We start from the raw sequence: 21922 nt of genomic DNA, 5'->3' as shown, positions 1-21922 counted from the left end.
GCGAACCTCTAGCGTGGTGGCTGTCATTCGCGACCGTCGTGGACCTGTTGGCGCGCCTCCTTTTTGCAGCCGTCATCGCGGTCCTGACCGCACTGCGCGTGGTCGACCTCGAACCGGGCGACGGTGGGCCGGATCGAGTTGCCGACGTCAGCTCACCAGGTTGGCTGCGGCCTCGTCCATGTGGTTGCGCACGAACTCGCGGGCCTCGTGGGCCTCACCGTTCGCGATGATGTCGACGATTTCGACGTGGGGGCCGACGGCCATGTTGGCGACGGCGCGGTCGTTGCCGGCCCACATGACCGACATCCGGATTGCCCCTCGAGTCCCTCCCAGGAGCGCAGCAGGACGGTTACGCATTTACGTACTTCCTCACGTAAATAGGGGTGTTCAATGATGATCAGTCCCTCTTTCCGCCGACGCCGACGCCGACGCCGATGGGCTGCGGCGTCGCTGGCGGTCGCGCTCGCAAGTGTCCTCGCCGGTTGCGGTCAGGCGGGGCCGCACACTGCCGATGACGGGACTGCGGTGCTCCGGATCGGCGACAGCTTTCCGGCCAGTCATCCGATCGATGCCGGCGGCGTGATCCCGTTCCGGGAGTATCTCGAGCAAAGGGTCCCGCGGTCGGACTGGACGTCGAGTACTTCGCCAATGAGCCTTTTTCACTTGGGTTCAGCTTGCGTGGATGAGGGTCTGTACCGCGTTGACGAGCAGGGTCGCGTGGTGTGGGCGTCCTCGGATGCGGCGGAGGATCTTCCAGCTCTTGAGTTGGGCGTTCGCGCGTTCACCGGGTCCGCGTAGCCGGGCGTGCGCGAGGTTGACGGCCTTCTGGTTCGCGGACAGGCGAGGACGGTCATCGAGTGTGTCCTGGCGTGTTCGGCGGCGTTGCGGGAGTTCGACATTCGTGCCCGCGCCGCGATAGGCGCTGTCGGCAGCGACCCGGATGCCGGCGGTGGTCAGGGCGTCGATGAGGCCGTGTTGCCGGGCGGCGCCCATGTCATGGCGGGCGCCGGGCAACGCGGGTGAGGCCCAGATCAGCCTACCTGCTGGGTCGGCGATGACCTGCACGTTCACGCCGTGTCTTTGGTGTCTTCCTGAGTAGTACGGGCGATCTCGACCGATGGCCATCCCGACCCGATCGATCCGCAACAGGTCCCGTCGATGGTGACGAACGCTGTCCGCGCCGCGACGGTGCTCGCTTCGTCCAGGCTTCTCGCGCGGGCGGACAGGACGCCCAGGGCTTCACGGATATAGCGGAACACAGTGGTCACACCGATACCGAACCCGGTCGCCGGGTCCGCGTAGGTGTCACCTTTGCGCAGGTAGGCCAGCACGAGCAGTGCTTGCTGGCCCGCTTGCAGCCTTCTCCAGCGGGTTTGGCGTGTTCGTCGTTCCTGCCGTAACGCTTCGGCCAGCATGTTCAACGCGCGATTGGACACCGACATCCCCGACGGGTAAGAAAGCACCCCGAAGCTCCTGGTAGTCGCCGAGTTGATCTAGCCGGAAGTCCTGCCGAGACCGAGGGAGTGGAGTGCGGTGGCGAGTTCGGCGACATCGAACGGCTGGGTCAGCGACCGGCCGGTGAGCTGATGGATACGGCGCAGCCTGTAGCGCACGGTGTTGGGATGGCAGTAGAGTTGCTCGGCGGTCTGCTCGGCGGAACCGCCGTGGTCGAACCAGGCCTGCAGGGTGTCCAACAGGCTGGTGCGGTCGTCGGCGGGTAGCTCGAGCACCGCGCCCAGGACCTGGTGCGCGACGCGCTCGCTCTCCTCGGGCTCGCAGGCCACCAGCGCGGCGAGTGGGCTCGTACCGAACGCGCGGACGTCCGGCATGCCCGCGGGGATCCCCGCGAGTGCGACGCCGGCGAGGTGCAGCGCCCTCGGCGTGTCCCGAAGCGCTCGGTACGGAGGGCTGACGCCGGTGCGGGTGGTCACCACCTCACGCAGGACGGTGAACAGCTCGTCGCGTTGTCCGGGACGCAGCGAGACGAGCCCGGCGTGCAGGGTCGGAGTGAGACGCCAGGCCGAGACGATGCCCCGTTCGGCCAGGCGTCGTTCGACACGGGGCAGGCCTGCGTCGGCCAGCGCGCCGTTCTCGGCAGCGACCACGACCAGGTCCGCGTTCGGCTGCAGATCGAGGAGTTTCGCGATCTCCCACGGGCTCGCGTCCGGTCCCACCTGTCCGGTGAACAACGCTTCGAGGAGGGCCGCACGGCGCTGGTGTTGTTCGTCGAGTAGCTCCGCGGTGGCGGCCCGATACGCCTCGGTGAGTTCGATGGCGTGTTCGTCCGCGAGCTGCCAGAGGAGAGTGGCGGCACCGAGAAGCGTCGTGCGGGCCGGCGCGTGGCGTTCGCTCGCATCCCGGATGAGCACGTCCCACACGGCGGTGAAGGCCAGTCGGTAGGCACGCAACACCTCGGGCAGCGGAGCGCCCTGATGCGCGCGGCGCCGGCCGGTCTCCCGGGGTGCGCTGAGGTCGCGGGTGCCGCCGGGGTCACGGAGCGCGGCCACGATGTACCGCAGGTTGTGTTCGATCGAACGGCGGAGATCCTCGCGCGGCACGACCGTGCGGTAGACGTCCATCCGGTCGACGCAGTCGGCGACGACGTCGTCGGCCAGCTCCGCCAGTCGCACGTCGGCCAGGTCGGCCAGCTCCGCGAGCGAGTCCTCACCGTAGTGCATCGATCATCGTTTCGTCCCGGCCCGGCGTCAGAGGCGGTCGTCGAGCGGGGCCCGTCTCGACGTCCTGCGTCACAACGAGCTTTGTCTGCGTCGACAACCGCGGCAACAGTACCGTCGACCCGGTCCCCGCATCCCGTCCGTCCCCGCCACGCCCCGATCCGGCCACGTTCCGATCCCACCGACGTCGGGCGCCGGCAGGCACGGCGTTGTCGACGACGGACGGGGCACGCTCTGACGACATCGACGAAACAGGAGCCGGCATGGGCAGCGACGACACGGCCGAAGGCGTCGAGAGGGCCGACGAGGACGGGCCCGGTACCGAGGCGGCGTCCGCGCAGAGCGACCCGACGTCGGAACGACCGGCCGTTCCGGGTCTCATGTCCGACAGGCCGCGGCAGGGCGGCACGGGTCCGCGGACCGACGGCCGTTGGTCGCAACGGCCGTACGACCATCCCGCTGCCGGATGGGGCGCGGCGGCTTCGGTCATGCGCGTACTGGCTCGCGAGCGTGCGCCGCTCAAGGGCACCCGTGCCATGTTCGACATGAACCACGAGGGGCGGAGTTACGACTGCCCCGGGTGCGCTTGGCCCGACGACGCCAAGGGTCTCAAGCTCGACATCTGCGAGAACGGCATCAAGCACGTCACGTGGGAGATGACGGGCAAGCGGGTCGACAGGGAGTTCTTCGCCGCACACTCGGTCTCCGAACTGGCCGAGTGGACCGATTTCGACCTGGAGAATCAGGGACGGCTCACCGAGCCGATGGTCTACGACGCCGCAACGGACCACTACGTGCCGATCAGCTGGTCCGAGGCGTTCGAGCTCGTCGGCAGCGAACTGCGTGCCCTCGACGATCCCGGCCGGGCGACGTTCTACACCTCCGGCAGACTCGGCAACGAGGCGACGTTCCTCTACCAGTTGATGGTTCGCGAGTACGGCACGAACAACCTGCCCGACTGTTCCAACATGTGCCACGAAGCCTCCGGCCGGGCGCTGCGATCCTCGCTCGGGACGGGCAAAGGCACCGTCGACCTGCACGACTGGGAGCAGTGCGACGCGCTGTTCGTCCTCGGCGCCAACGCTGCGTCGAATGCGCCGCGGATGTTGACGGCGCTGGCCGAGGCGTATGCGCGCGGCGCCGAGATCGTCCACGTCAACCCGCTGGTCGAGGCCGGCGCCACCCGCACGATCGTGCCGCACGAGTTCACCGACATGGCGCGGTTCAAGGCGACCCCGACCAGCACCCTGAACCTGCAGGTGCGTCCCGGCGGAGACCTCGCCCTCATGCGCGGCATCGCCAAGGTGGTGCTCGAACGGGCACGGGAGAACCCCGACGTTCTCGACCGCGAGTTCCTCGAATCGTCCACGTCCGGGTTCGAGGAGTACCGCGAGCTGGTCGAGGCCACGAGCTGGGGCGAGCTGGTTCGCCAGTCCGGGCTCGGCGAGTCCGACATCCGGGAGGCCGCCGACGTCTACCTGCGCTCGCAGCGCGCGTTGATCAGCTGGTGTCTCGGCGTCAGCCAACACGAACACGGCGTGGACACCGTCAGGGAGATCGTGAACCTGCTGTTGCTCCGCGGAAATATCGGCCGCGAGGGCGCAGGCCCGTCACCGATACGTGGGCACAGCAACGTGCAGGGCAACCGTACCTGCGGCATCGACCACCGGCCGGGTACCGAGTTCCTGGACCGGCTGGCCGAGGTGTGCCGGATCGATCCGCCCCGCGCACCCGGCCTCGACACCGTACGTTCGATCGAAGCGATGTATGCGGGCGAGCTCACGGTGTTCGTCGGTATGGGCGGGAATTTCGTGCGGGCGGCCCCGGACACCGGGTACACCGCCGAGGGGCTGCGGCGGTGCGAGTTGACCGTGCAGATCAGCACGAAGCTGAACCGCAGTCACCTGGTCCACGGCAAGAAGGCCGTGATCCTGCCGTGTCTGGGTCGCACCGAGCTGGACGAACAACGCGGTGGTCTGCAGAGCACGAGCGTCGAGGACGCGATGAGCATGGTCCACCTGTCCACTGGGAGAAAGCGGCCGGCCTCACCCCACCTGCTGTCGGAGCCCGCCATCATCGCCGGCATGGCACGGGCGACGCTGTCCGACAGTGCCACGCCGTGGGAGTGGTACGTCGAGGACTACGACCGCATCCGCGACGTCATGGCGCGCGTGCTGCCCGGTTTCGAGGACTTCAACACCCGTGTCCGGCAACCGTCCGGTTTCCGGATCCCGCAGGCGGCCCGCGACCGAACCTTCCATACCCGTTCCGGCAGGGCGGAGTTCTGCCACGCGAGTCTGCCGGACGTCATCCCGGAATCCGCCGACGTGCTCGTGCTGCAGACGATGCGCTCCCACGATCAATGGAACACCACCATCTACTCGAACAACGACCGATACCGCGGCGTGCGCAACCTGCGCGAGCTGATCTTCATGAACGCCGACGACATGCGTGAGCGAGGTATCGAGGAGGGGACACCGGTCGACATCGTCGCCACGTCCAAGGACGGATCGCAGCGCTCGCTGCGCGAGTACCGCGCCCTCACGTACAACCTGCCTCGCGGTAGCGCCGCGGGCTACATGCCCGAGATGAACGAACTCATCGGCGCCGCCGATTACAGCACGCAGAGCGATCAGCCGCTGATGAAGAACGTCCGTGTCCGCGTCACACCGTCGGCCTCGGCGGGCGCGTAGTTCGACGAACAGGAGCGTGGCAGGCCCCCGGCTGCACTTGCGCACGGGTCGTCGACGCGGCTGGCTCGGTCACAGTCAGCCGACGCGCAGCTCGGTGTCGTCGACGGTGACGACGTCGCCGCGCACGAGCTGCCTGCCGCGGCGATGCTCGGCCTCGCCGTTGACGCCGACGCGACCGTCCTCCAACAGCGACCGCACGTCGGACCCGGCGTCGACCACGCCGGCGAGCTTCAGGAACTGGCCGAGTCGGATGGAATCGGTACTGACAGCAACGTCCTGCATCCCGTCATCCTCCCGCGCTCCTGCGACCGGCCCTCACCCGGGCCGGTCGCAGGAATCGATCAGCGGAGGTCAGGCCGCTTCGGGTTCCGCCACCGCGGGCCGCGAGTCCGGGTCGTGGCGGCGCAGCCCGACGAGGGCGATCGCGCAGAGCGCCACGACGACGGCGGCACCGACGTAGAGCTGGGTCGCCGACGCGCCCGCGTCGTTGAGCATCCCCGCGATGGTCGGGGACAGGATCGCACCGATCCGGCCCATGCCGAGCGCCCAGCCCATGCCGACGCTGCGGAGCTGAGCCGGATACAGCGGCGGACCGACCGTGTAGGCACCGGCGATGCAGCCGTTGATCAGTGCACCGACGAGCACGCCGATCCCGAACCCGAGCCACAGGATCGAGGTGCTGAGGATGAACACCACCATCGTCGCGGCTGCGAGCAGTGAGAAGCCGATCAGCACGGTTCGCGGTGTCCGGAGTCGGGCGGCGACGCCGTAGAGCACCGAGCCGACGGTGCCGCCGATCGAGATCGCCATTCCGGCGGTGACGGCCGCGCTCTCCGACAACCCGTCCTCGACGAGGAGGGTGGGAGTCCAGCTGTTGACGAAGTAGAAGCCGAACATGATGGTGATGAACACGGCCCAGAGCAGGAGCGTGGGGGTGAGCAACTGCTTGAGCCAGCCCGAGCGCGTGTTTCCGGCCGACTCCTGCGCGGAGGCCGTGTCGTCGAGATCGGCCCAGCTGACCGAGTCCTTCCCCATCCGTGCCAGTGTCCGATTGATGCGTTCCAGTGCGCCCTGTGGGCGGCGCTGCGCCAGATAGGCCGTCGATTCGGGAAGTAGCAGCGCGATCACGATCAGCGCGAGCAGCGTCGCGAACCCGCCCGCGTAGAAGACGATGCGCCAGTCACCACCCACCGTGGCCTTCGCGACGACGCTCGCCACGGTGGCGCCGATGCCGTAGCCGGCGGTGAAGACGCCGATGGCCAGCCCACGGTTCTTGGCGTTCGAGAACTCGCTGGTCATCACGTTGGAGCTGGCGAGAATGCCACCCACACCGAGGCCGGTGACGAGGCGGAACACGCCCATCACCGTTGCGGAAGGGGCCATGGCGGCGCCGAACATGCCGATCGTGCCGAGAACGAGGCTGATGAGAATCAGCGGGCGACGTCCGATGAGGTCGGCGAAGGGTGCCAGCAGCATGGAACCCAGTGCCATGCCGATGAGGCCGACGGAGACCAGCAGGCCGAACTCGGATCCGTTCAGTCCGAATTCCTCCGTGACGGAAGGGCCCGTGAAGGCGACCGCCATGACGTCGAAGCCGTCGAGGCAGTTCATGAAGGTGCAGAGCGCGACGATCAGCCATTGATAGCCGGACATCGGTGCCGCGCCGATGCGTTCAGTGATGTTCATGTCGGGTGTCCAAAGGTGAGGGGACCGGGAGTCCGGTTCAGGGGAGCTGGAGGGTGACGGTGGCGTGGTCGCCGTCGGCGGCCACCGCGCGAGACACACAGAGGCACAGGCTGGCACAGCGCTGCTTCTGTGTCTCGCTGAGAAAGACGTCGCGGTGGTCGATCGTTCCGTCGACCTCGACGACCTTGGCCAGGCAGAGTCCGCATTCGCCCTTGCGGCAGTCCGAGAGCGTGTCGATCCCTGCGGCGTCCAGAGCGTCCAGAATGGACGCATCGGGTGCGACGGCGACCTCGCGCTCGAACTGGGGGAGGCGCACGCGGAACTCCTCGGCATCGAACCGGCCGCTGGAGCCGAAGGTCTCGAACCGCAGGTTGGACTCCGGCAGCGCGTGCTCGGACCAGCTCGCCCTGATCGCGTCCATCAACCCGATCGGGCCGCACATGTAGAGCTCAGTGTCGCTCGGGCCCGCGGCGACGTCGCGCACCAGGTCGGGAACCGACAACGGCGTACCTTCGTCGTCGACGTGCAGGCGGACGCGGTCGCCGTGCTCGCCGCGCAACTCGTCCACATAGGCCATGTACCGGCGGCTGCGCCCGACGAGCACGAGCTCGTAGTCCGCGCCGCGACGGCGCAGGGCGGTGGCCATCGCGACCAGCGCGGTGACGCCGATGCCGCCTGCGACCAACACGTAACGACCGGCGCCGACCGCGAGCGGGAAGTTCTGCAGCGGCCCGGTGACGGTGAGCTCGTCACCGACGGCCAGCGCGTGCATGGCTTTCGAACCACCCCGAGAGGTGGGCGAGAGCCGAACGCTCAGGGTGAGCAGCCTGCCGCCGCTGTCGGAGCGGACGACGGAATAGGACCGCGTGATCCGTCCGTCGCGTGTGGACAGCTCGATGTCCAGGTGCGTACCGGGCGCCGCGTGCTCCGGATGCTCGAGCTCCAGCACGATACGGCGGATGCCGTCCGCGACGTCACCGGCCTCGACGACCCGTGCCTGCTGCCTGCGGGACTGGGCCTGGACCACCATCAGGCATCACGTCCCGCCGCGGGCACCGCCGACGGACGACCCTCGGCGGCCAGCATTCGCTCGAGGATCCGGCGCACCCACATGCCGCCCGCGTCGATGTTGAGGCTGTAGAACTCGTGCTCGGGGTTGGCGTCGATGGCGCTCTGCTGGGCACGCAGCATGTCCTCGTCCTCGCCGAAGACACCGTGCACGGCCTGGCGGAGCTGGGTGGTGATGGTCTGGCTGTCCAGGCAGTAGTTGCGCATGAACGCCCAGAAGTAGTGGCAGCTGCGGTCGGTCTCGGGCGTGATCGTGTTCATGACGAACCCGTTGACACCCTGGCTGCGGTCGCCCTCGGGCGCTCCGGTGCCCGCCTTGGCGACACCCACGTCGATACAGATCGTGCCGGGTGCCTGGAACGTGATGATCTGCCAGCGGTCGACCTTGCCCTCGAAACCCGGGAACTTGTCACGCATGTTCTTCAGCCAGAACGGCGGTGCGTCGATCTCACGCATCCAGCGGGTGACGGTGACCGTGTCGCCCTCGTGGGTCACGTCGAACTCGGCCTCGGAGAGCTCGTCCTGACCGATGCTCGAGGAGTGCACGAACTCCTCGTGCGTGAGGTCCATCAGGTTGTCGAGGACGAGCTGGTAGTTGCAGTCGGCGTGGATCGTCTCGCCGTCGCCCGCCCACGACGGGTCGTCCATCTGGTGCATGTCGGGCAGGGTCATCGGGTCGGCGAGGTCGGGATCGCCCACCCACACCCAGACGTACCGGTAGCGCTCGACGACGGGATACGAGGGCACGATCGCGCTCGGATTGATGGTCTCCTGCGCGGGCATGGCGGTGCACCGGCCGGTCGCGTTGTAGCGCAGCCCGTGGTACGGGCACTGCAACTCGTTGCCGAGGATCTTGCCCTTCGACAGGGGCGCCAGGCGGTGCCAGCACGCGTCGGCGAGCGCGACGGCGCGTCCTTCGGCGTTCCGCCACAGCGCGAGGGGCACGCCGGCGACCGTGCGGGCCAACGGCTGTTTGCCGGTGACCTCGTGGTCCCAGGCCGCGACGTACCAGGCGTTGCGCGGGTGGTTGAAGATCTTGGCCGCGGCCGTGGTGGGCGCCGCGGCCGCGGGCTCCGCCGCTGCGGTGGGTGCGGCGGCGGTCGGCTGAGGGGTGAGCGTCATTGGCCAACTCCCTATGTAGAGAGGTATGTGTCGTGCGAGCCACAAACTAGCTATGGATATAGTGAGTTGGCAAGGGTGGATAGCGTGACGGATTCGGAGAGGAGGGGAACGTGTCGCTGCGATGGGCGCTGATCGCGCTGCTGACGGGGCGTCCGATGACCGGGTACGACATCTCGAAGAGCTTCAGTACGTCGGTCGCGCACGTCTGGCACGCTCCGGACTCCCAGATCTACCCCGAGCTCAACCGGATGGAGCGGGAAGGGCTGCTCACCTCGGTCGAGGTCCCCTGGGGGAAGAAGGGGACGAAGAAGGAGTACCACGTCACCGACGAGGGGCTGACCGAGTTCCGGGAGTGGATGGAATCGCCCCTGGTGCCGCAGCGGCAGCGGGACCCGGCCTACCTGAAGGCCGCCTACTTCGACTTCGCCGACCCGGCGGCCGTGCGTGAGCAGCTCCGCCAGCAACGGGCCTACTGGGAAGAACACCTCGCGATGCTCGAACGCACGCGCGCCAGCCTGGTCGACCGCAGTCATCCCACCCTGGCGGCGCGCATCGAGAAGCTGGACGAGCGCGAGGCCGACCTCGCGGTCCGCTACAAGATCTACGCCTACGACGGGCTGATCGCCCGTGCGCGCACGGAACTGGCGTGGATCGACGACGGCTTCACGTTGGTCGACGAGCTCGACGGCCGCTGAGCGCTGACCGACGGAGCGCAGGTCGACGGAGCGCAGACCGTGGGTGCAGCCACCGGCGAACGTTTCGCCGCGGCCCGGTCGTGCTAGCCAGGGCGCAGGCGTCAGCGGGCGGCCCGGCGACGGGGATGGAGGTTGTCATGGTCTACGACGATCACCGCGAACCGAGCTCGGACGACCGGTCGGTGGCGGAGCTTGTCGAGGAACTTTCCGCCGAGGTGAAGCGGCTCGTCCGGGACGAGCTGACCCTTGCGGTTGCGGAGATGCGCAGGAAGGGCATGCGTTACGGCCTCGGAGCCGGTCTCGGTGGGGCGGCCGCCGTGGCGGCGTTGTTCGGAGGTGGGGCGCTCGTCGTCGCCGCGATTCTCGCGCTGGCGTTGATCGTGCCCGGATGGGTCGCTGCGCTCGTCGTCGGCGGCGGCTTGCTGCTCACGGCGGGTGCGCTGGCGTTGGCCGGCCGGAAGTCGGTGGCGAAGGCGGGCGCGCCGGTGCCCACCGAAGCCGTCGAGAGCGTGCGTGCCGACGTGGCCAGTGCGAAGGAGTCGTTGCGCCGATGAACGAACGCGAGGAGTCGTCCTTTCCGCGGGATCCGCATCAGGCCCGAATGGACATCGAGCTCACCCGTCAGGAACTCGGGCGGACGGCGCAGGCGCTTGCGCACAAATTGGACGTACCGGCCCGCGCGAAGGGACTTGCCGCCGAGCACACCGCGTCGGCGCGGAGCCGGCTGAGGGCGGTGTCACTCGCCGCCGCGGCACAGGCGAAAGGCACCGGTGATCGACTGTGGTCGTCGGCGACGCGCGCACGGGCACCGGTCGTCGTCGGGGCGCTCGCCGTGCTCGTGGGCGGAGGCATGATCGTCTGGAGGGTTACGCGATGAAGCTGCTGTACAAGGCATTGACCATTCCGGTCGGTGCCGCCGGTGGAATGCTGGCGACGACACTGTTCGGGAAGGTGTGGAAGCGCGTCAGCGGGCAGGACACCACGCCGCAGGCCGCGGATCGCCGGTATCCCGCATGGCAGGTGGTACTCGCCGCGGCGCTCCAGGGTGCCGTGTTCGGCGCCGTCAAGGCGGCTGTGGACCGTGCCGGCGCCTCCGGCTACGAGCGCGCGAGCGGGGAATGGCCCGGCGACGAATAGTCCGAGCGGTCCACTGAGGACTCTGGTGCTCGCCGGCGCCGAGTTCGTGCTGAGATACCGGCTCCGTGGCGGGTTCTTACCTCAGCGGGACGCCACCCACGGCGGGTGCCTCCGCGTTCACAGCTGCCATTCGGGCCGCCAGCCGGCGTGCCCGGCATACACCGATGCGATCAGTTTCAGCGTGTCGGGGTCGCCGCAGTCGGCGATCTCCCGCCGCAGGTAGGCCACTTTTTCGGGGAACGGCACCGGGGCGCGTTCCTCCTGTGCTGCCAGCGGACCGGCCGCCAGGTGCAACCCCTGCCCGTCGTCGGTGCGCATGATGCGGAGCCGGCCGCGGCGCTCCGCCTCGTCGAGATACGGCAGCAAGTGCCGGGCGTGTCGCTGCTCGTCCTCGTCCAGCCGGGTTCGGACGAACGTCGTCAACTCGTTGTGATCGTCGGTCATGCCCCTCGGCTTCCCCTGCTCGCGTGCCGTACACGTCGCCGCAGGGCTCGGTCGCTCCGGGGATCGGCGAGCACGAGTGCCGGGTCGGGAGTCGTAGCCGTGACGGCCGGGGGAGTCGTTGCGGTCGGTGGAGAACCAGCCCGGCTCGCAGGTGGTACGTCGCCGCGGCACGTCGTACGTCGTCAAGGGGAGTACTCCGCGAACACGGCAGGCCAGGGCTGACGGTCCTGGGCACGCGCGTCCGCGGCCGTGCCGGTGGTGGTTCCGGGACGGCTGCGGGAGATTTCTGGGTGTGCGGTGCCGACGGGCCCGGGTGTCGTCCCCACGATGTACGGCGACGAGGTGCCGGATTCGAAGGGCTGGGGTGTGCGATGACTGCGGGTGGCAGTGAGGCCGGGAAGTTCGCGGGTAAGGATCTCGAGCTGGACAAGCCGAATCCCGCTCGGATGTACGACTACGTGCTGGGTGGCGAGCTCAATTACGCGATCGACCGGCAGTTCGTGAGCGAGATCCTGGCCACGATGCCCCGTGCCCGCGATACGGCACTGCTGAACCGCTACTGGTTGCGCCGCGCCGTGCGGTACGGCACGCAGCAGGGGATCCGGCAGTTCCTCGACCTGGGCTCGGGTATGCCCACGGTGGGGCAGGTGCACGAGATCGCGCAGGGTGTGGACCCCGCGGCGCGCGTGGTCTACGTCGACAACGAGCGCGTAGCCGTGGCACACAGCGAGATCGTGCTGGACGGCAACGACCGCGCCGAGATGATCGGTGCCGACGCCGAGCGGGTCGACGAGGTCCTCGGCCATCCGACGACCAGGCGGCTGCTCGACTTCGGCCAGCCGGTGATGGTACTCATGTCGGCGCTCGTGCACTGCTTCTCCCCGGTCGACCGGAACCCGGCGACGATGATCAGCCGCTACCGCAACGTCCTGGCCTCCGGCAGCTACTTGGCGCTGTCGAGTTTCACGACCGAGCAGCAGGGCGACGACATCGTGCGGGCGGCCGAGCTGAGCAAGGACACGAGTGAACCGATCCATCCGCGGAGTCGCGACGAGATCCGCGGGTTGATGGCAGGGTTCGAACTCGTCGACCCCGGCATCGTGTTCACCCCGGAATGGCACCCCGAATCCCCCGAGGATGTGGGCGAGGAGCCCGAACTGTCCGGCGTTCTCGCCGCCGTCGGCTACAAGCCCTGACGCGGGCGCCCGTCCTCGGCTGAGCCGATTCCCGGTATCGCGGTTCGTGCGGAGCTGCTTCGCGTGAACCTCGGCACCGGGATTCCACGCCGAACGATCGTGACGTCCCGCGGGTGGCCCGGTTGACGGGCGGCACGGCACCGGCGATCTTGGTGGGCATCGCGGCCCGCACGGCCGCGGCTGCGACGGTTCGTTCGCCCGCGTACGTGGGCGGTGTGCTCGGGAGGTCGGGTCATGTCCCCGCGTTACGGCGACTATCAGCTGGAGATCTACCTGAACGGGATGCGGGGTGTGCAGCCCCGGTTCCCGGCCGACGCGGCGACGATGGAGCAACGCGCCGCCGAGGCGCTGCCACCGTGGGTCCTGTCGTACGTGAAGTCCGGTGCCGGGGACGAGGGCACACAGCAGGCGAACGTGGAGGCGTTCTCCAAGTGGGGACTGGTCCCGCGGATGATGGAGGGCGCCTACGAGCGGGACCTGTCGACGACCCTGTTCGGCATCGAGCTGGAGCATCCGCTGTTCCTCTGCCCGATCGGCGTACTGGGGATCTGCTCCCAGGACTTCCACGGTGACCTGGCCACGGCCCGTGCCGCCGCGCGCACCGGGGTTCCGATGGTCGCGTCGACGCTGTCGCAGGACCCGCTGGAGGACATCGCCGCCGAACTCGGTGACACACCGGGCTTGTTCCAGCTGTACCCGCCCAACGATCGAGACCTGGCACTGAGTCTGATTCGGCGCGCCGAGCAGGCGGGGTACTCGGCACTGGTCGTCACCCTGGACACGTGGGTCACCGGGTGGCGGCCGCGCGACCTGAACACGGCGAACTTCCCGCAACTGCGCGGGTACTGCCTGGCCAACTACCTGACCGACGAACACTTCCGGTCCCGCCTCGGTGGTGACCCGGAGGCCGATCCGCTGGCCACGGCGGCGTTGTGGGCGAGTGTCTTCGGCTACGCGACGTCCTGGTCCGACCTCGACTGGATCCGGGAGGCCACGTCGCTGCCGATCGTGCTCAAGGGCATCAGCCACCCCGACGACGTGCGCAAGGCCAAGGACCTCGGGGTGGACGGCATCTACTGTTCCAACCACGGCGGCAGGCAGGCCAACGGAGGGCTGCCCGCGCTGCAGACCCTGCCCCGAGTGGTCGAGGCCGCCGCCGACGAGATCCCCGTGCTGTTCGACTCGGGCGTGCGGAGTGGTTCGGACATGGTGAAGGCGCTGGCGATGGGGGCGACCGCGGTGGGTACGGGACGGCCCTACGTGCACGCCCTCGCGGTCGGGGGAGAGGACGGGGTGGTGCACCACCTGCGTTCGTTCCTGGCCGAGGCCGATCTGCTGATGGCGATCGACGGCTATCCCACCCTGGACCGGCTCCGCGCGGCCGGCGTGGAACGCGTGCACTGACGGCCCGGCGTGCGGAGCGGGTCGTCCGGTGACGGCTCGGGAAGGGACGGCTCAGGAGGGGACCGTGCCGCCGCACTCGCGAACCAGGTCGGCCATGATCGCCCGATCCGCAGACGAGACGTGGTCCGCGTAGTAGGAGTACAGGCTCTCCCTGGCCAGGCGTGACGCGCGCAGCCCGTCCTGATCGGCGATGGCGGCGAAGACGGCGCGATGGTGTCGGACGGATTGCAACATCAACGCCGGCTGGTCGTCGGCTTCGACGATCGTCCTGTGGATCAACCGGAGGACCGCCTCGCGTGTGACGTCGCCGTAGACCTGGACGAGCTTGTTGCCGCCGGCTTCGGCGACGAGTTCGTGGAACTCCATGTCGGCCTGGCTGAACTCGGCGTAACCGAGGTTCATGCACTCGCGCATACGGGCCATGTTCCGTTCGAGTCCGAGGAGCTGCTCGTCGGTACGCCGCGCGGCGGCGAGCAGGTTGGCCGAGGCGTCGGCGATCATGCGGAACTGCACCAGGTCGGCGAGTCCGAGTCCGCCCGTCGCGGTGAGCATGGCGATCGAGCGGCGCATGGGCCCGACCGAGGTGGGCAGAACCAGGGGGCCGCGCGGGTCGCGGGGCTGTGACCGGACGAGCTCCATGTTCTCCAGCACCCGGAGGGCCTCGCGGATCGAGGCCCTGCCGATGCCGAACCGGTCGACGAGTTCCCGTTCGCTCGGCAGTCGGTCGCCGGGTTTGAGCTCCCCGACGGCGATGCCGTGCTGCACGTAGTCGATGACCCGCTGGAAGACGCGTTCGTCGGGGGAATCGGCCTTGCCCGTCACGTGCGCTGCCTTTCACGAGTCTCGTGGCGCCTCGCCCGAAGGTGGATCCGCGGAGGATAGCGACCGCGGCGCGCGGCACGTCGGCCCGGAGCTCCGGGCGGTGCGGTCGTGAGCACGCCTGCCAACCGTGTTCACCGGACGTCAGCCGGGCCGGTGCGCGGGGGCGAGCGTGGCGAGCGCGCTCATCAGCGACCGGTCGGGGTCGGCGACGGCCACGGGGTCGATGTCGATGACCCGGTCGGCGATCCGGCGGCCGATCCCGGCGGTGTCGTCGCCCATCTCCGGCCCGGAATGCGCGGGCAGCTCGGCCAGCACGGACGCGGCGGCCGCCTCCAGCGCGAGCGCCGCGTCGCGTTCGCCCAACCCCGCCAGGCACAGCGCCGCCGACAAGGCGGCCGCCGCCGGGTTGGCCCACCCCGTGCCCGCGATGTCGGGGGCCGAACCGTGCACCGGTTCGTACATGCTCGGCGCGGAGCCCGTCGGGTTGTGGTTGGCGCTGGCGGCCAACCCGAGTCCACCCTGCACGGTGGCGCCCAGGTCGCTGATGATGTCGCCGAAGAGGTTGTCGGTGACCACGACGTCGAACCGGCCCGGGTCGAGGGGCAGGTGCTGGCACATCGCATCCGCGTGCACGTAGTCGTGCTCGACGTCGGGGTAGTCGGCCGCCACCTCGTCGACGACGTCCTGCCACAGCTGTCCGGCGTGGACGAGGATGTTCGTCTTGTGACACAGGGTCAGCCGGTTGCGGCGCGCGGACGCCAGCCGGAAGCCGAACTCGACCGTGTCCCTCGTGGCCTGCGCGGTGGTGACCGAGTTCTGGACGGCCACGGCATTGCGGGTTCCCGCGTGCGAGAGCGATCCGCCGCCCGTGTACAGACCTTCGGTGTTCTCCCGGAGGATCACCAGATCGCAGTTGTCGGGCGTGACCGTGGTGACCGGGCTCGTGACGCCCGGGTACAGCCGGACCGGGCGGATGTTGACGGACTGCCGCAGCGCGACGCGCAGAGCCACGATCAGCCCGCGCTCGAGCACGCCCGGAGGGACGCGGGGATCGCCGACCGCGCCGAGCAGGATCGCGTCGTGGGAGCGCAGGCGTAGGACGGTGTCGTCGTCGAGCGCGGTGCCGGTCCTCAGGTAGGCCTCGGCGCCCCCGTCGAAGTCCGTCGCGTGCACGGTGAAGCCGAACCGCTCGCCGGCGGCCCGGACGCCGAGCAGTGCGGCGTCGGTGACGTCGGGGCCGATGCCGTCCCCGCCGAGGACGGCCAGGTGATGGGTACGCATGCGGGGGAGGTCTCCTTGTCGACGAGGGTTGGGCCGGAACCGGGCGGCGTTCAGGAGGGGTCGGCGGACGCGGCCGCCGACACGGTTTCCTCGAGCCTGCGGATGGTCGTGTCGATGTGCGCCCTGGCCACACGTTCCGCTTCGGGACCGTCGCCCGCCTCGATGGCGTCGGTGATCGCGGTGTGCTCGGCGACGGCGCGCAGTGCGCTGTCCGGCCCGATCAACGCGACGGGCGCGAACACCTGGGCCGTCACGCGCAGGATCGTGAGCTGGTTGAGCACGAACTCGTTGCCGGCGAGGTGGATGATCTCCTCGTGGAAGTCCACGTTGGACTGGGTGTAGTCCCGTGGTGACCACGGATCGAGGGCGGCGCGTTGGACGTCGATCGTCCTGCGGAGGTCCCGTACCGGCTCCGCGGACGACCGCTCGGCCGCGAGGCGCGCGGCGAGTCCGTCGACGACGGCCCGCAACTGGTAGGCGTCGAGCAGCGTGTCCACGTCACCCGTGACGACGCGCGCGCCCTTGCCTGCGACGATCTGCACGAGGCCTTCCCGTTCCAGGATTCGCAGCGCCTCACGCAGCGGTGTGCGGCTGACACCCAGCTCCGCGGACAGCGTCTCCTGGCGCAGCCACGTACCCGTGGCGTAGCGGTGGGTGTGGATCCGTTCCCTGAGGATCTCCGCCACCTCGTCGGCCAGCGGAATGTGCGCCCTTGCCGTGTCCGGGTCAGTACCTCGGCCCACGCCGCCGCCTCTCCGTCGAGTCATCGGATGTGTCGAGCCCCGGTGGTCGAGCCCCGGTCGTCGAGCTCCGGAACCCCGTGCCCCGCCGTCGTGCTCGGGCCCGGGGCGTGGATACAGCTGCTGGAAGCTTCGCGTACAGCGCTTGTCCGCGTCAAGCCGAACGGGACTCGACGATGGTTCGCACGCCGCGTCGACTTCGACGACCAGGCTTTTCAGGGTGACTTCTTGACCGAGGTTCGGGAGTTCGGCAGGGTCAAGCCGTCGCCTGCTGGTCGGACCAGTAGCCCCTCCCTGAGGTGTGCCGGTCGCGTCGGCGGCGCCGGTGACGACGCGGTCATGAGGAGAGTCGCTGATGGGTTCGAACGCGGGTTTCGCCCTGCCCGAGATCAGGTCCGGTCTGCCGATCGGGTCCGGTCAGGTCACCGGAACGGACACCGCTCCGGTGGTGTTCCCCTACGACGGGTCCGTGGTGGGACACGCGGCCGTCGGAGCCGTCGAACACGCCGAGGCCGCGCTGGAGGCAGGGGCCGCCGCCGTCCGGCCGGTCGGGAAGCTGACGTCGGCGGCCCGCCGGGAGCTGTTGCTGGAGGTCGAACGCGAGCTGCGGGCCCGGTCGGAGGAGTTCGTCGAGCTGCTCATCGCCGAGACCGGCAAGACACGCGGCGACTGCGAGGTCGAGTTCGCACGCACCCTGTTCACCTGGTCGGCCTCCGCGGACGAGGTCGCCCACATCCACGGGGAGACGGTTCCGCTCGACGCCCAGGCGTCGGGCGCGGGCATGATCGGATTCTGGACCCGCAAGCCGATCGGACTCGTCGTGGGCATCGCCGGGTTCAACGCGCCGTTGCTGCTGGCCAGCCACAAGATCGCACCGACCGTCGCCGCCGGCTGCCCGGTCATCTGCAAGCCCGCGCCCACGACCCCGCTGGCGACCCTGCTGCTGGCCGACATCGTCCGGACCGTCGCCACCCGGCACGGCGTGCCGCCCGAGATCGTGCAGGTCGTGACCGGTGACGCCGACGTGGGCCGCACGTTGGTGACGGATCCGCGGGTCGCCGCGGTGTCGTTCACCGGCTCGGCCGAGGTGGGACACCGGATCGCGCGGGACGCGGCACCGCGGAAGGTGCTGCTGGAACTTGGCTCCAACGCGGCACTCGTCGTCGACGTCGACGCCGATCTCGACAAGGCCGTCGACGCCGTGCTGCGCGGCGGTTTCTACTTCAACGGGCAGGCGTGCATCGCGGTGCAGCGCGTGATCGTCTGCGAGGCGGTGCGCGACGAGTTCACCTCCCGGCTCTCCGCACGCATCGACGAACTGACGGTCGGCGATCCGCGCGATCCGGGTACGCGGGTCGCGCCCCTCATCGACGAGGCGTCCACGCGCCGGGTGCTCGACTGGATCGCCTCGGCGGAGGCCGCGGGCGCGACGATCCTCCACGGCGGGGGCACGCGGGGACGCACCGTCGAGCCGACCGTGCTGCTCGACGTGCCCGAGTCCGCGAACGCCTGGTGCGAGGAGATCTTCGCCCCTGTGGTGGCCGTCCGGTCCGTTCCGGATCTGCCTGCGGCGATCGACCTGGTCAACCGCTCCCGCTACGGGCTGCACGCCAGCGTGTTCACGGCATCCCTGGCGACGGCCGTCCGCGCGATCGAGGAACTCGACGTCGGGGGAGTGGTCGTCAACGAGGTGCCGGGTTTCCGTTCCGACATCATGCCGTACGGCGGCGTCAAGGACTCCGGGATCGGGCGCGAAGGCCCCCGGTTCGCCATCGAGGAACTCACCGTCACCCGCATGGCCGTCATCCGGCCGGAATGAGTGATCCCATGACCGAGAACCCGTACACCGACCTGTTCCGGCTCGACGGCAAGCGCGCGCTGCTCGTGGGCGCCGGCGGCATCGGGCGCGAGGCCGGGTTGGCTCTCGCCGCGCAGGGCGCCCACGTGGTCTGCGCGGACAAGGACGCGGCCACGGCCGAGGCCACCGCCGACGAGATCGGTGGCGACGCGCTGGCACTGGATGTGACCGACGTCGACGCCGTGCACCGGGCGGCCGCCGACCTGGCCGACGTCGACGTCCTCGTGCTCACCGCGGCGATGAACGTGCGCAAACGCATCCTCGACTACACGCCGGAGGAGTTCGACCGGGTCGTGGCGCTGAACCTGAAAGCAACCTTCACCGTGCTGCAGGCGTTCGGCAGGCGGATGGTGGAGCGCGGCTCCGGCAGCATCGTCGTGTTCTCGTCGGTGCGCGCCCAGGTCGTCGAACCGGGCCAGTCCGTCTACGCGGCCACGAAGGCCGGTGCCATCCAGTTGGTGAAGACCGCGGCCTCAGAGTTCGGCGAGGCGGGCGTGCGGGTCAACGCGATCGCTCCGGGCGTGGTCGAAACTCCGCTGACCGACCAGATCAAGGCCCACCCCGACTGGTACCGCGCCTACGCCACCAAGAGCGCGATGGGCCGCTGGTCGACGCCGTCGGAACTCGCCGGCGCCGTGGTGTTCCTGGCCTCCGACGCGGCCAGCTACGTCACCGGCTCCACGGTCATGGTCGACGGAGGCTGGACCGCCGTCGACGGCCGCTTCACCCCACCTGCCTGAGCCTGTGCGGGTCCGGGGCTGGGGTGGGCTTCGCCGTCAGTCGGTGCGGTCGGTGCGTGCTCCCTCGTCCTCGTGGCCGTTGTGGTAGGCGAGGAGGTGCTCACGCAGGTAGGTCAGGTGTTCGACCATGGCAGTCTCGGCCGCATCCGGATCGCGGTCGTCGATCGCGCGGACGATCTGCTGATGCTGCCGGACGGTGGTACGTCCCACCTCCGGGGAGAGGTCCAGGTAGTGCACGGGCTCGGTTTCGATGTGCAGCGCGCTCACGAACGAGGCGAGGACCCGGTTTCCCGACGCGCGTGCGATCGTCCCGTGGAACCGCTCATCGAGCGCCGGGACGCTCTCGTCGTCGACCGAGATGGACTTCTGAAGGTCGAGAATCTCGCGTAGTTCGCCGAGATCCTCGTCCGTTCGGTGGGTGGCCGCCAACCGTACGGACGGCACTTCGAGGTGCTGGCGGACGAGCGCGACCTCCTCGAACGCGATGCTGCCGAGCGCCAGCAGTGTGTGCACCGAGTCACCGACCGCGCTTCGCAGGGCGGACGGGTCCGCGCTACGCACGAAACTTCCGCCGCCCGCCCCAGGCGTCTTGACGATGAGGTTCTGCGTGGACAGCGACCGCAGCGCCTCACGGATCGTGGTGCGGCTGACCGCGAACTGGCGTGCCAGTTCAACCTCGCCGGGCAACCGGTCACCGCTGCGGAGCGCACCGGAGAAGATGGCAGCCTTGATCTGCTCTTCGACCTGCTGCCGCGGACGCAGCACTTTGCTGCCGATCGTCTTCGCCGACTTCGTCACTGCGGACCTACCTCATTCCACGCGCTGTACGCCTGACGGGTCTCGTCATGCGGGATCCGTGAAGGTGAGAATTTTACCGCTCCTCCCTCGCCCGACGCCGGGGTGCGCGCCGGATGTGTCAGGCGCTCGGGGTCTGCCGACCGCATCGGCAGACCCCGAGCCCGTGGCCGGTCAGCGTGCTGCACTGCCGGTAACGGCACTGTCGTCGCTCGCCTCGACCGCAGTGAAGTCGACGTCCTTGGTCTCAGGACCCATGGCACCACCGACACTGATGAGTGCGGAACCGATCACGAGGAGCGGCAGCACGGTCCATTGCATGGGCATGATGCTGGACAGTCCTGTTTGGAAGAAGGCGTAGAACGAGGGGATCACGACGGCCAGGCTGTAGCCGAGGCCGAATCCGGTCGCACGGACGCCGGTGTGGAAACGTTCGTTGATGTAGACGGTCGTCAGCCCCCACACGGAGACGACGAGCACCGCGACCACCGTGCTGAGTGCGATCACGGCGGCGAGGCTGTCCGGCGTCGTCGCGAGGAGCAGGGCGTACACGGCGGTGCCCCCGATGCCGGCGATCCCACCCCACACGATCAGAAACGGCCTGCGCCCCACACGCTGGCTGAGGACGGCAGCGATCACGTAACCGACGGCCACCACCAGGTAGACGATGATCAGAGTCACGGTGACCTCGGTCTCGCCCAGCCCCAGCACACTCGACAACTGACCGGGAAGGATCGCGGTGACACAGTTGAGGCTCAGCCAGAAACCGGTCATGAGGACGAACACCTGGACGAAGCTCTTCAGGTTCTGCCCGCTGAACAATTCCTTGACGGGAGCGCCGCCGCTGCTGCCTTCGAACAGTTCGGACTCGCGGACGCTGCGCAGGTAGTACACGACGAAGGAGAGCGCCAGAGCGCCCCCGATGAAGAACGGGATGCGCCATCCCCACTGGACGTACGGTGAGCTGATGTCACCAGCGGGAGCGACCTGCAGCATCACGAACGTGATCACGGCGACCACCACGTAGGCGAGGGGGAACCCGGTCATGATCAGGCCACCGTTGAGCCCTCGACGTTCCTTCGGCGAGTACTCCATCGCCAGCGGACTGGCCGCTGTGTACTCGCCGCCCACGAACACCCCGATGACGAAGCGCAGTGCGACGAACACGACGACCGAGGTCATCCCCCAGGTCTCGTAGCCCGGCAACAGTCCGATGAGGAGGGTCAGGACACCGAAGCCGGACACGGCCACCACGGTGGCGTTCTTGCGTCCCTTCGTGTCGGCGTAGCGGCCGAACAACAGTGCGCCCAGCGGCCTGCCGATGAGTGTGGCGGCGAAGATCATGCCGCTGACGATCGCGGTGGCCGTGTCCGAGAGGTCGGGCGAGATGAAGTACCCGATCGCGGGAGCGAGCGCGATGATCGGCAGGTAGATGTCGAACATGTCCACGAAGAAGCCGAAGAACGCGCCTCGCTGAGCGTGTTTTCGGGCGTGGTCGTGCCCGTTGTGACCGGTCTGGGTGGTCATGCCTGCTCCTTCTTCTGGGGCACGCGAACGCCGCGGACG

Annotated in this window: 21 protein-coding genes and 1 pseudogene; 9 read left to right on the top strand and 13 right to left on the bottom strand. The window is 69.0% G+C overall.

The window, feature by feature from the left end:
• Positions 1–147: 147 nt before the first annotated feature.
• The 3 genes and pseudogenes from LY13_RS07485 to LY13_RS07475 form a co-directional block, all read right to left on the bottom strand.
• Positions 148–306: a hypothetical protein gene (locus LY13_RS07485; protein ID WP_253827552.1), complete on the bottom strand. Its 159-nt coding sequence runs from the start codon at positions 304–306 to the stop codon at positions 148–150.
• 363 nt (positions 307–669) lie between these two features.
• Positions 670–1463 (bottom strand): annotated as a pseudogene (locus LY13_RS07480) (transposase family protein).
• A gap of 30 nt (positions 1464–1493) precedes the next feature.
• Entirely contained in the window at positions 1494–2678 is a 1185-nt protein-coding gene (locus LY13_RS07475) for a PucR family transcriptional regulator (protein WP_253827551.1), read from the bottom strand.
• 260 nt (positions 2679–2938) lie between these two features.
• On the opposite strand from LY13_RS07475, the gene LY13_RS07470 reads away from it, so the two are divergent.
• Positions 2939–5368: an FdhF/YdeP family oxidoreductase gene (locus LY13_RS07470; RefSeq protein ID WP_253827550.1), complete on the top strand. Its 2430-nt coding sequence runs from the start codon at positions 2939–2941 to the stop codon at positions 5366–5368.
• Positions 5369–5443: 75 nt separating this feature from the next.
• On the opposite strand, the gene LY13_RS07465 is transcribed toward LY13_RS07470, so the two are convergent.
• The 4 genes from LY13_RS07465 to LY13_RS07450 form a co-directional block, all read right to left on the bottom strand.
• Positions 5444–5650, bottom strand: a complete 207-nt coding sequence (locus tag LY13_RS07465; protein WP_253827549.1) for an RNA-binding S4 domain-containing protein — start codon at positions 5648–5650, stop codon at positions 5444–5446.
• A 69-nt stretch (positions 5651–5719) separates the two neighbouring features.
• The gene (locus LY13_RS07460) at positions 5720–7054 is read right to left on the bottom strand and encodes an MFS transporter (RefSeq protein ID WP_253827548.1); all 1335 of its coding nucleotides are present in this window, start codon (positions 7052–7054) and stop codon (positions 5720–5722) included.
• A gap of 37 nt (positions 7055–7091) precedes the next feature.
• Complete coding sequence (locus LY13_RS07455; RefSeq protein ID WP_253827547.1) at positions 7092–8084, bottom strand: PDR/VanB family oxidoreductase; 993 nt, start codon at positions 8082–8084, stop codon at positions 7092–7094.
• Positions 8084–9244 carry an aromatic ring-hydroxylating dioxygenase subunit alpha gene (locus tag LY13_RS07450; RefSeq protein ID WP_253827546.1) on the bottom strand — a complete coding sequence of 387 codons (1161 nt, stop codon included), beginning with the start codon at positions 9242–9244 and terminating at the stop codon, positions 8084–8086. Before LY13_RS07450 ends, LY13_RS07455 begins: the two co-directional genes overlap by 1 nt.
• A 110-nt stretch (positions 9245–9354) precedes the next feature.
• On the opposite strand from LY13_RS07450, the gene LY13_RS07445 reads away from it, so the two are divergent.
• The 4 genes from LY13_RS07445 to LY13_RS07430 all read left to right on the top strand — a co-directional run bounded on the left by LY13_RS07445 (position 9355) and on the right by LY13_RS07430 (position 11076).
• Complete coding sequence (locus LY13_RS07445) at positions 9355–9939, top strand: helix-turn-helix transcriptional regulator (RefSeq protein ID WP_253827545.1); 585 nt, start codon at positions 9355–9357, stop codon at positions 9937–9939.
• A 137-nt stretch (positions 9940–10076) separates the two neighbouring features.
• On the top strand, positions 10077–10493 hold the full coding sequence (locus LY13_RS07440) for a phage holin family protein (protein ID WP_253827544.1): 417 nt from the start codon (positions 10077–10079) through the stop codon (positions 10491–10493).
• On the top strand, positions 10490–10816 hold the full coding sequence (locus tag LY13_RS07435) for a DUF3618 domain-containing protein (protein WP_253827543.1): 327 nt from the start codon (positions 10490–10492) through the stop codon (positions 10814–10816). The genes LY13_RS07440 and LY13_RS07435 overlap by 4 nt, the downstream gene beginning before the upstream one ends.
• A complete protein-coding gene (locus tag LY13_RS07430; RefSeq protein ID WP_253827542.1) occupies positions 10813–11076 on the top strand; it encodes a DUF4235 domain-containing protein in 264 nt (87 codons plus the stop codon). The genes LY13_RS07435 and LY13_RS07430 overlap by 4 nt, the downstream gene beginning before the upstream one ends.
• 117 nt (positions 11077–11193) lie before the next feature.
• Here the strand turns inward: LY13_RS07430 and LY13_RS07425 are convergent, their stop codons facing one another.
• Positions 11194–11520 carry a DUF6221 family protein gene (locus tag LY13_RS07425; protein ID WP_253827541.1) on the bottom strand — a complete coding sequence of 109 codons (327 nt, stop codon included), beginning with the start codon at positions 11518–11520 and terminating at the stop codon, positions 11194–11196.
• Positions 11521–11891: 371 nt separating this feature from the next.
• Between LY13_RS07425 and LY13_RS07415 the strand changes: the two genes are divergently transcribed.
• Together LY13_RS07415 and LY13_RS07410 are read left to right on the top strand one after the other, a co-directional pair.
• The gene (locus LY13_RS07415) at positions 11892–12716 is read left to right on the top strand and encodes an SAM-dependent methyltransferase (RefSeq protein WP_253827540.1); all 825 of its coding nucleotides are present in this window, start codon (positions 11892–11894) and stop codon (positions 12714–12716) included.
• Positions 12717–12950: 234 nt separating this feature from the next.
• Entirely contained in the window at positions 12951–14120 is a 1170-nt protein-coding gene (locus LY13_RS07410) for an alpha-hydroxy-acid oxidizing protein (protein WP_253827539.1), read from the top strand.
• 51 nt (positions 14121–14171) lie between these two features.
• Here the strand turns inward: LY13_RS07410 and LY13_RS25905 are convergent, their stop codons facing one another.
• The 3 genes from LY13_RS25905 to LY13_RS07395 form a co-directional block, all read right to left on the bottom strand.
• A complete protein-coding gene (locus tag LY13_RS25905) occupies positions 14172–14942 on the bottom strand; it encodes a FadR/GntR family transcriptional regulator (RefSeq protein WP_253827538.1) in 771 nt (256 codons plus the stop codon).
• A gap of 141 nt (positions 14943–15083) precedes the next feature.
• On the bottom strand, positions 15084–16223 hold the full coding sequence (locus LY13_RS07400) for a 3-isopropylmalate dehydrogenase (RefSeq protein WP_253827537.1): 1140 nt from the start codon (positions 16221–16223) through the stop codon (positions 15084–15086).
• Positions 16224–16273: 50 nt separating this feature from the next.
• On the bottom strand, positions 16274–16966 hold the full coding sequence (locus tag LY13_RS07395; protein WP_253827536.1) for a GntR family transcriptional regulator: 693 nt from the start codon (positions 16964–16966) through the stop codon (positions 16274–16276).
• Between the two features lie 352 nt (positions 16967–17318).
• Here LY13_RS07395 and LY13_RS07390 point away from each other — a divergent pair, with 352 nt between their 5' ends.
• On the top strand, positions 17319–18782 hold the full coding sequence (locus LY13_RS07390; protein WP_253827535.1) for an aldehyde dehydrogenase family protein: 1464 nt from the start codon (positions 17319–17321) through the stop codon (positions 18780–18782).
• Entirely contained in the window at positions 18779–19561 is a 783-nt protein-coding gene (locus LY13_RS07385) for an SDR family NAD(P)-dependent oxidoreductase (RefSeq protein WP_253827534.1), read from the top strand. Before LY13_RS07390 ends, LY13_RS07385 begins: the two co-directional genes overlap by 4 nt.
• Before the next feature lie 36 nt (positions 19562–19597).
• Here LY13_RS07385 and LY13_RS07380 read toward each other — a convergent pair whose 3' ends face one another.
• Together LY13_RS07380 and LY13_RS07375 are read right to left on the bottom strand one after the other, a co-directional pair.
• On the bottom strand, positions 19598–20359 hold the full coding sequence (locus tag LY13_RS07380; RefSeq protein ID WP_253827533.1) for a FadR/GntR family transcriptional regulator: 762 nt from the start codon (positions 20357–20359) through the stop codon (positions 19598–19600).
• Positions 20360–20530: 171 nt separating this feature from the next.
• The gene (locus LY13_RS07375; protein ID WP_253827532.1) at positions 20531–21883 is read right to left on the bottom strand and encodes an MFS transporter; all 1353 of its coding nucleotides are present in this window, start codon (positions 21881–21883) and stop codon (positions 20531–20533) included.
• Positions 21884–21922: the final 39 nt, after the last annotated feature.

The organism is Prauserella aidingensis, from assembly GCF_024171865.1.
GTDB classification, from domain to species: domain Bacteria; phylum Actinomycetota; class Actinomycetes; order Mycobacteriales; family Pseudonocardiaceae; genus Prauserella; species Prauserella aidingensis.
The sequence above is the reverse complement of the archived record's forward strand: the minus strand, read 5'-3'. Positions and strand labels throughout refer to the sequence as shown.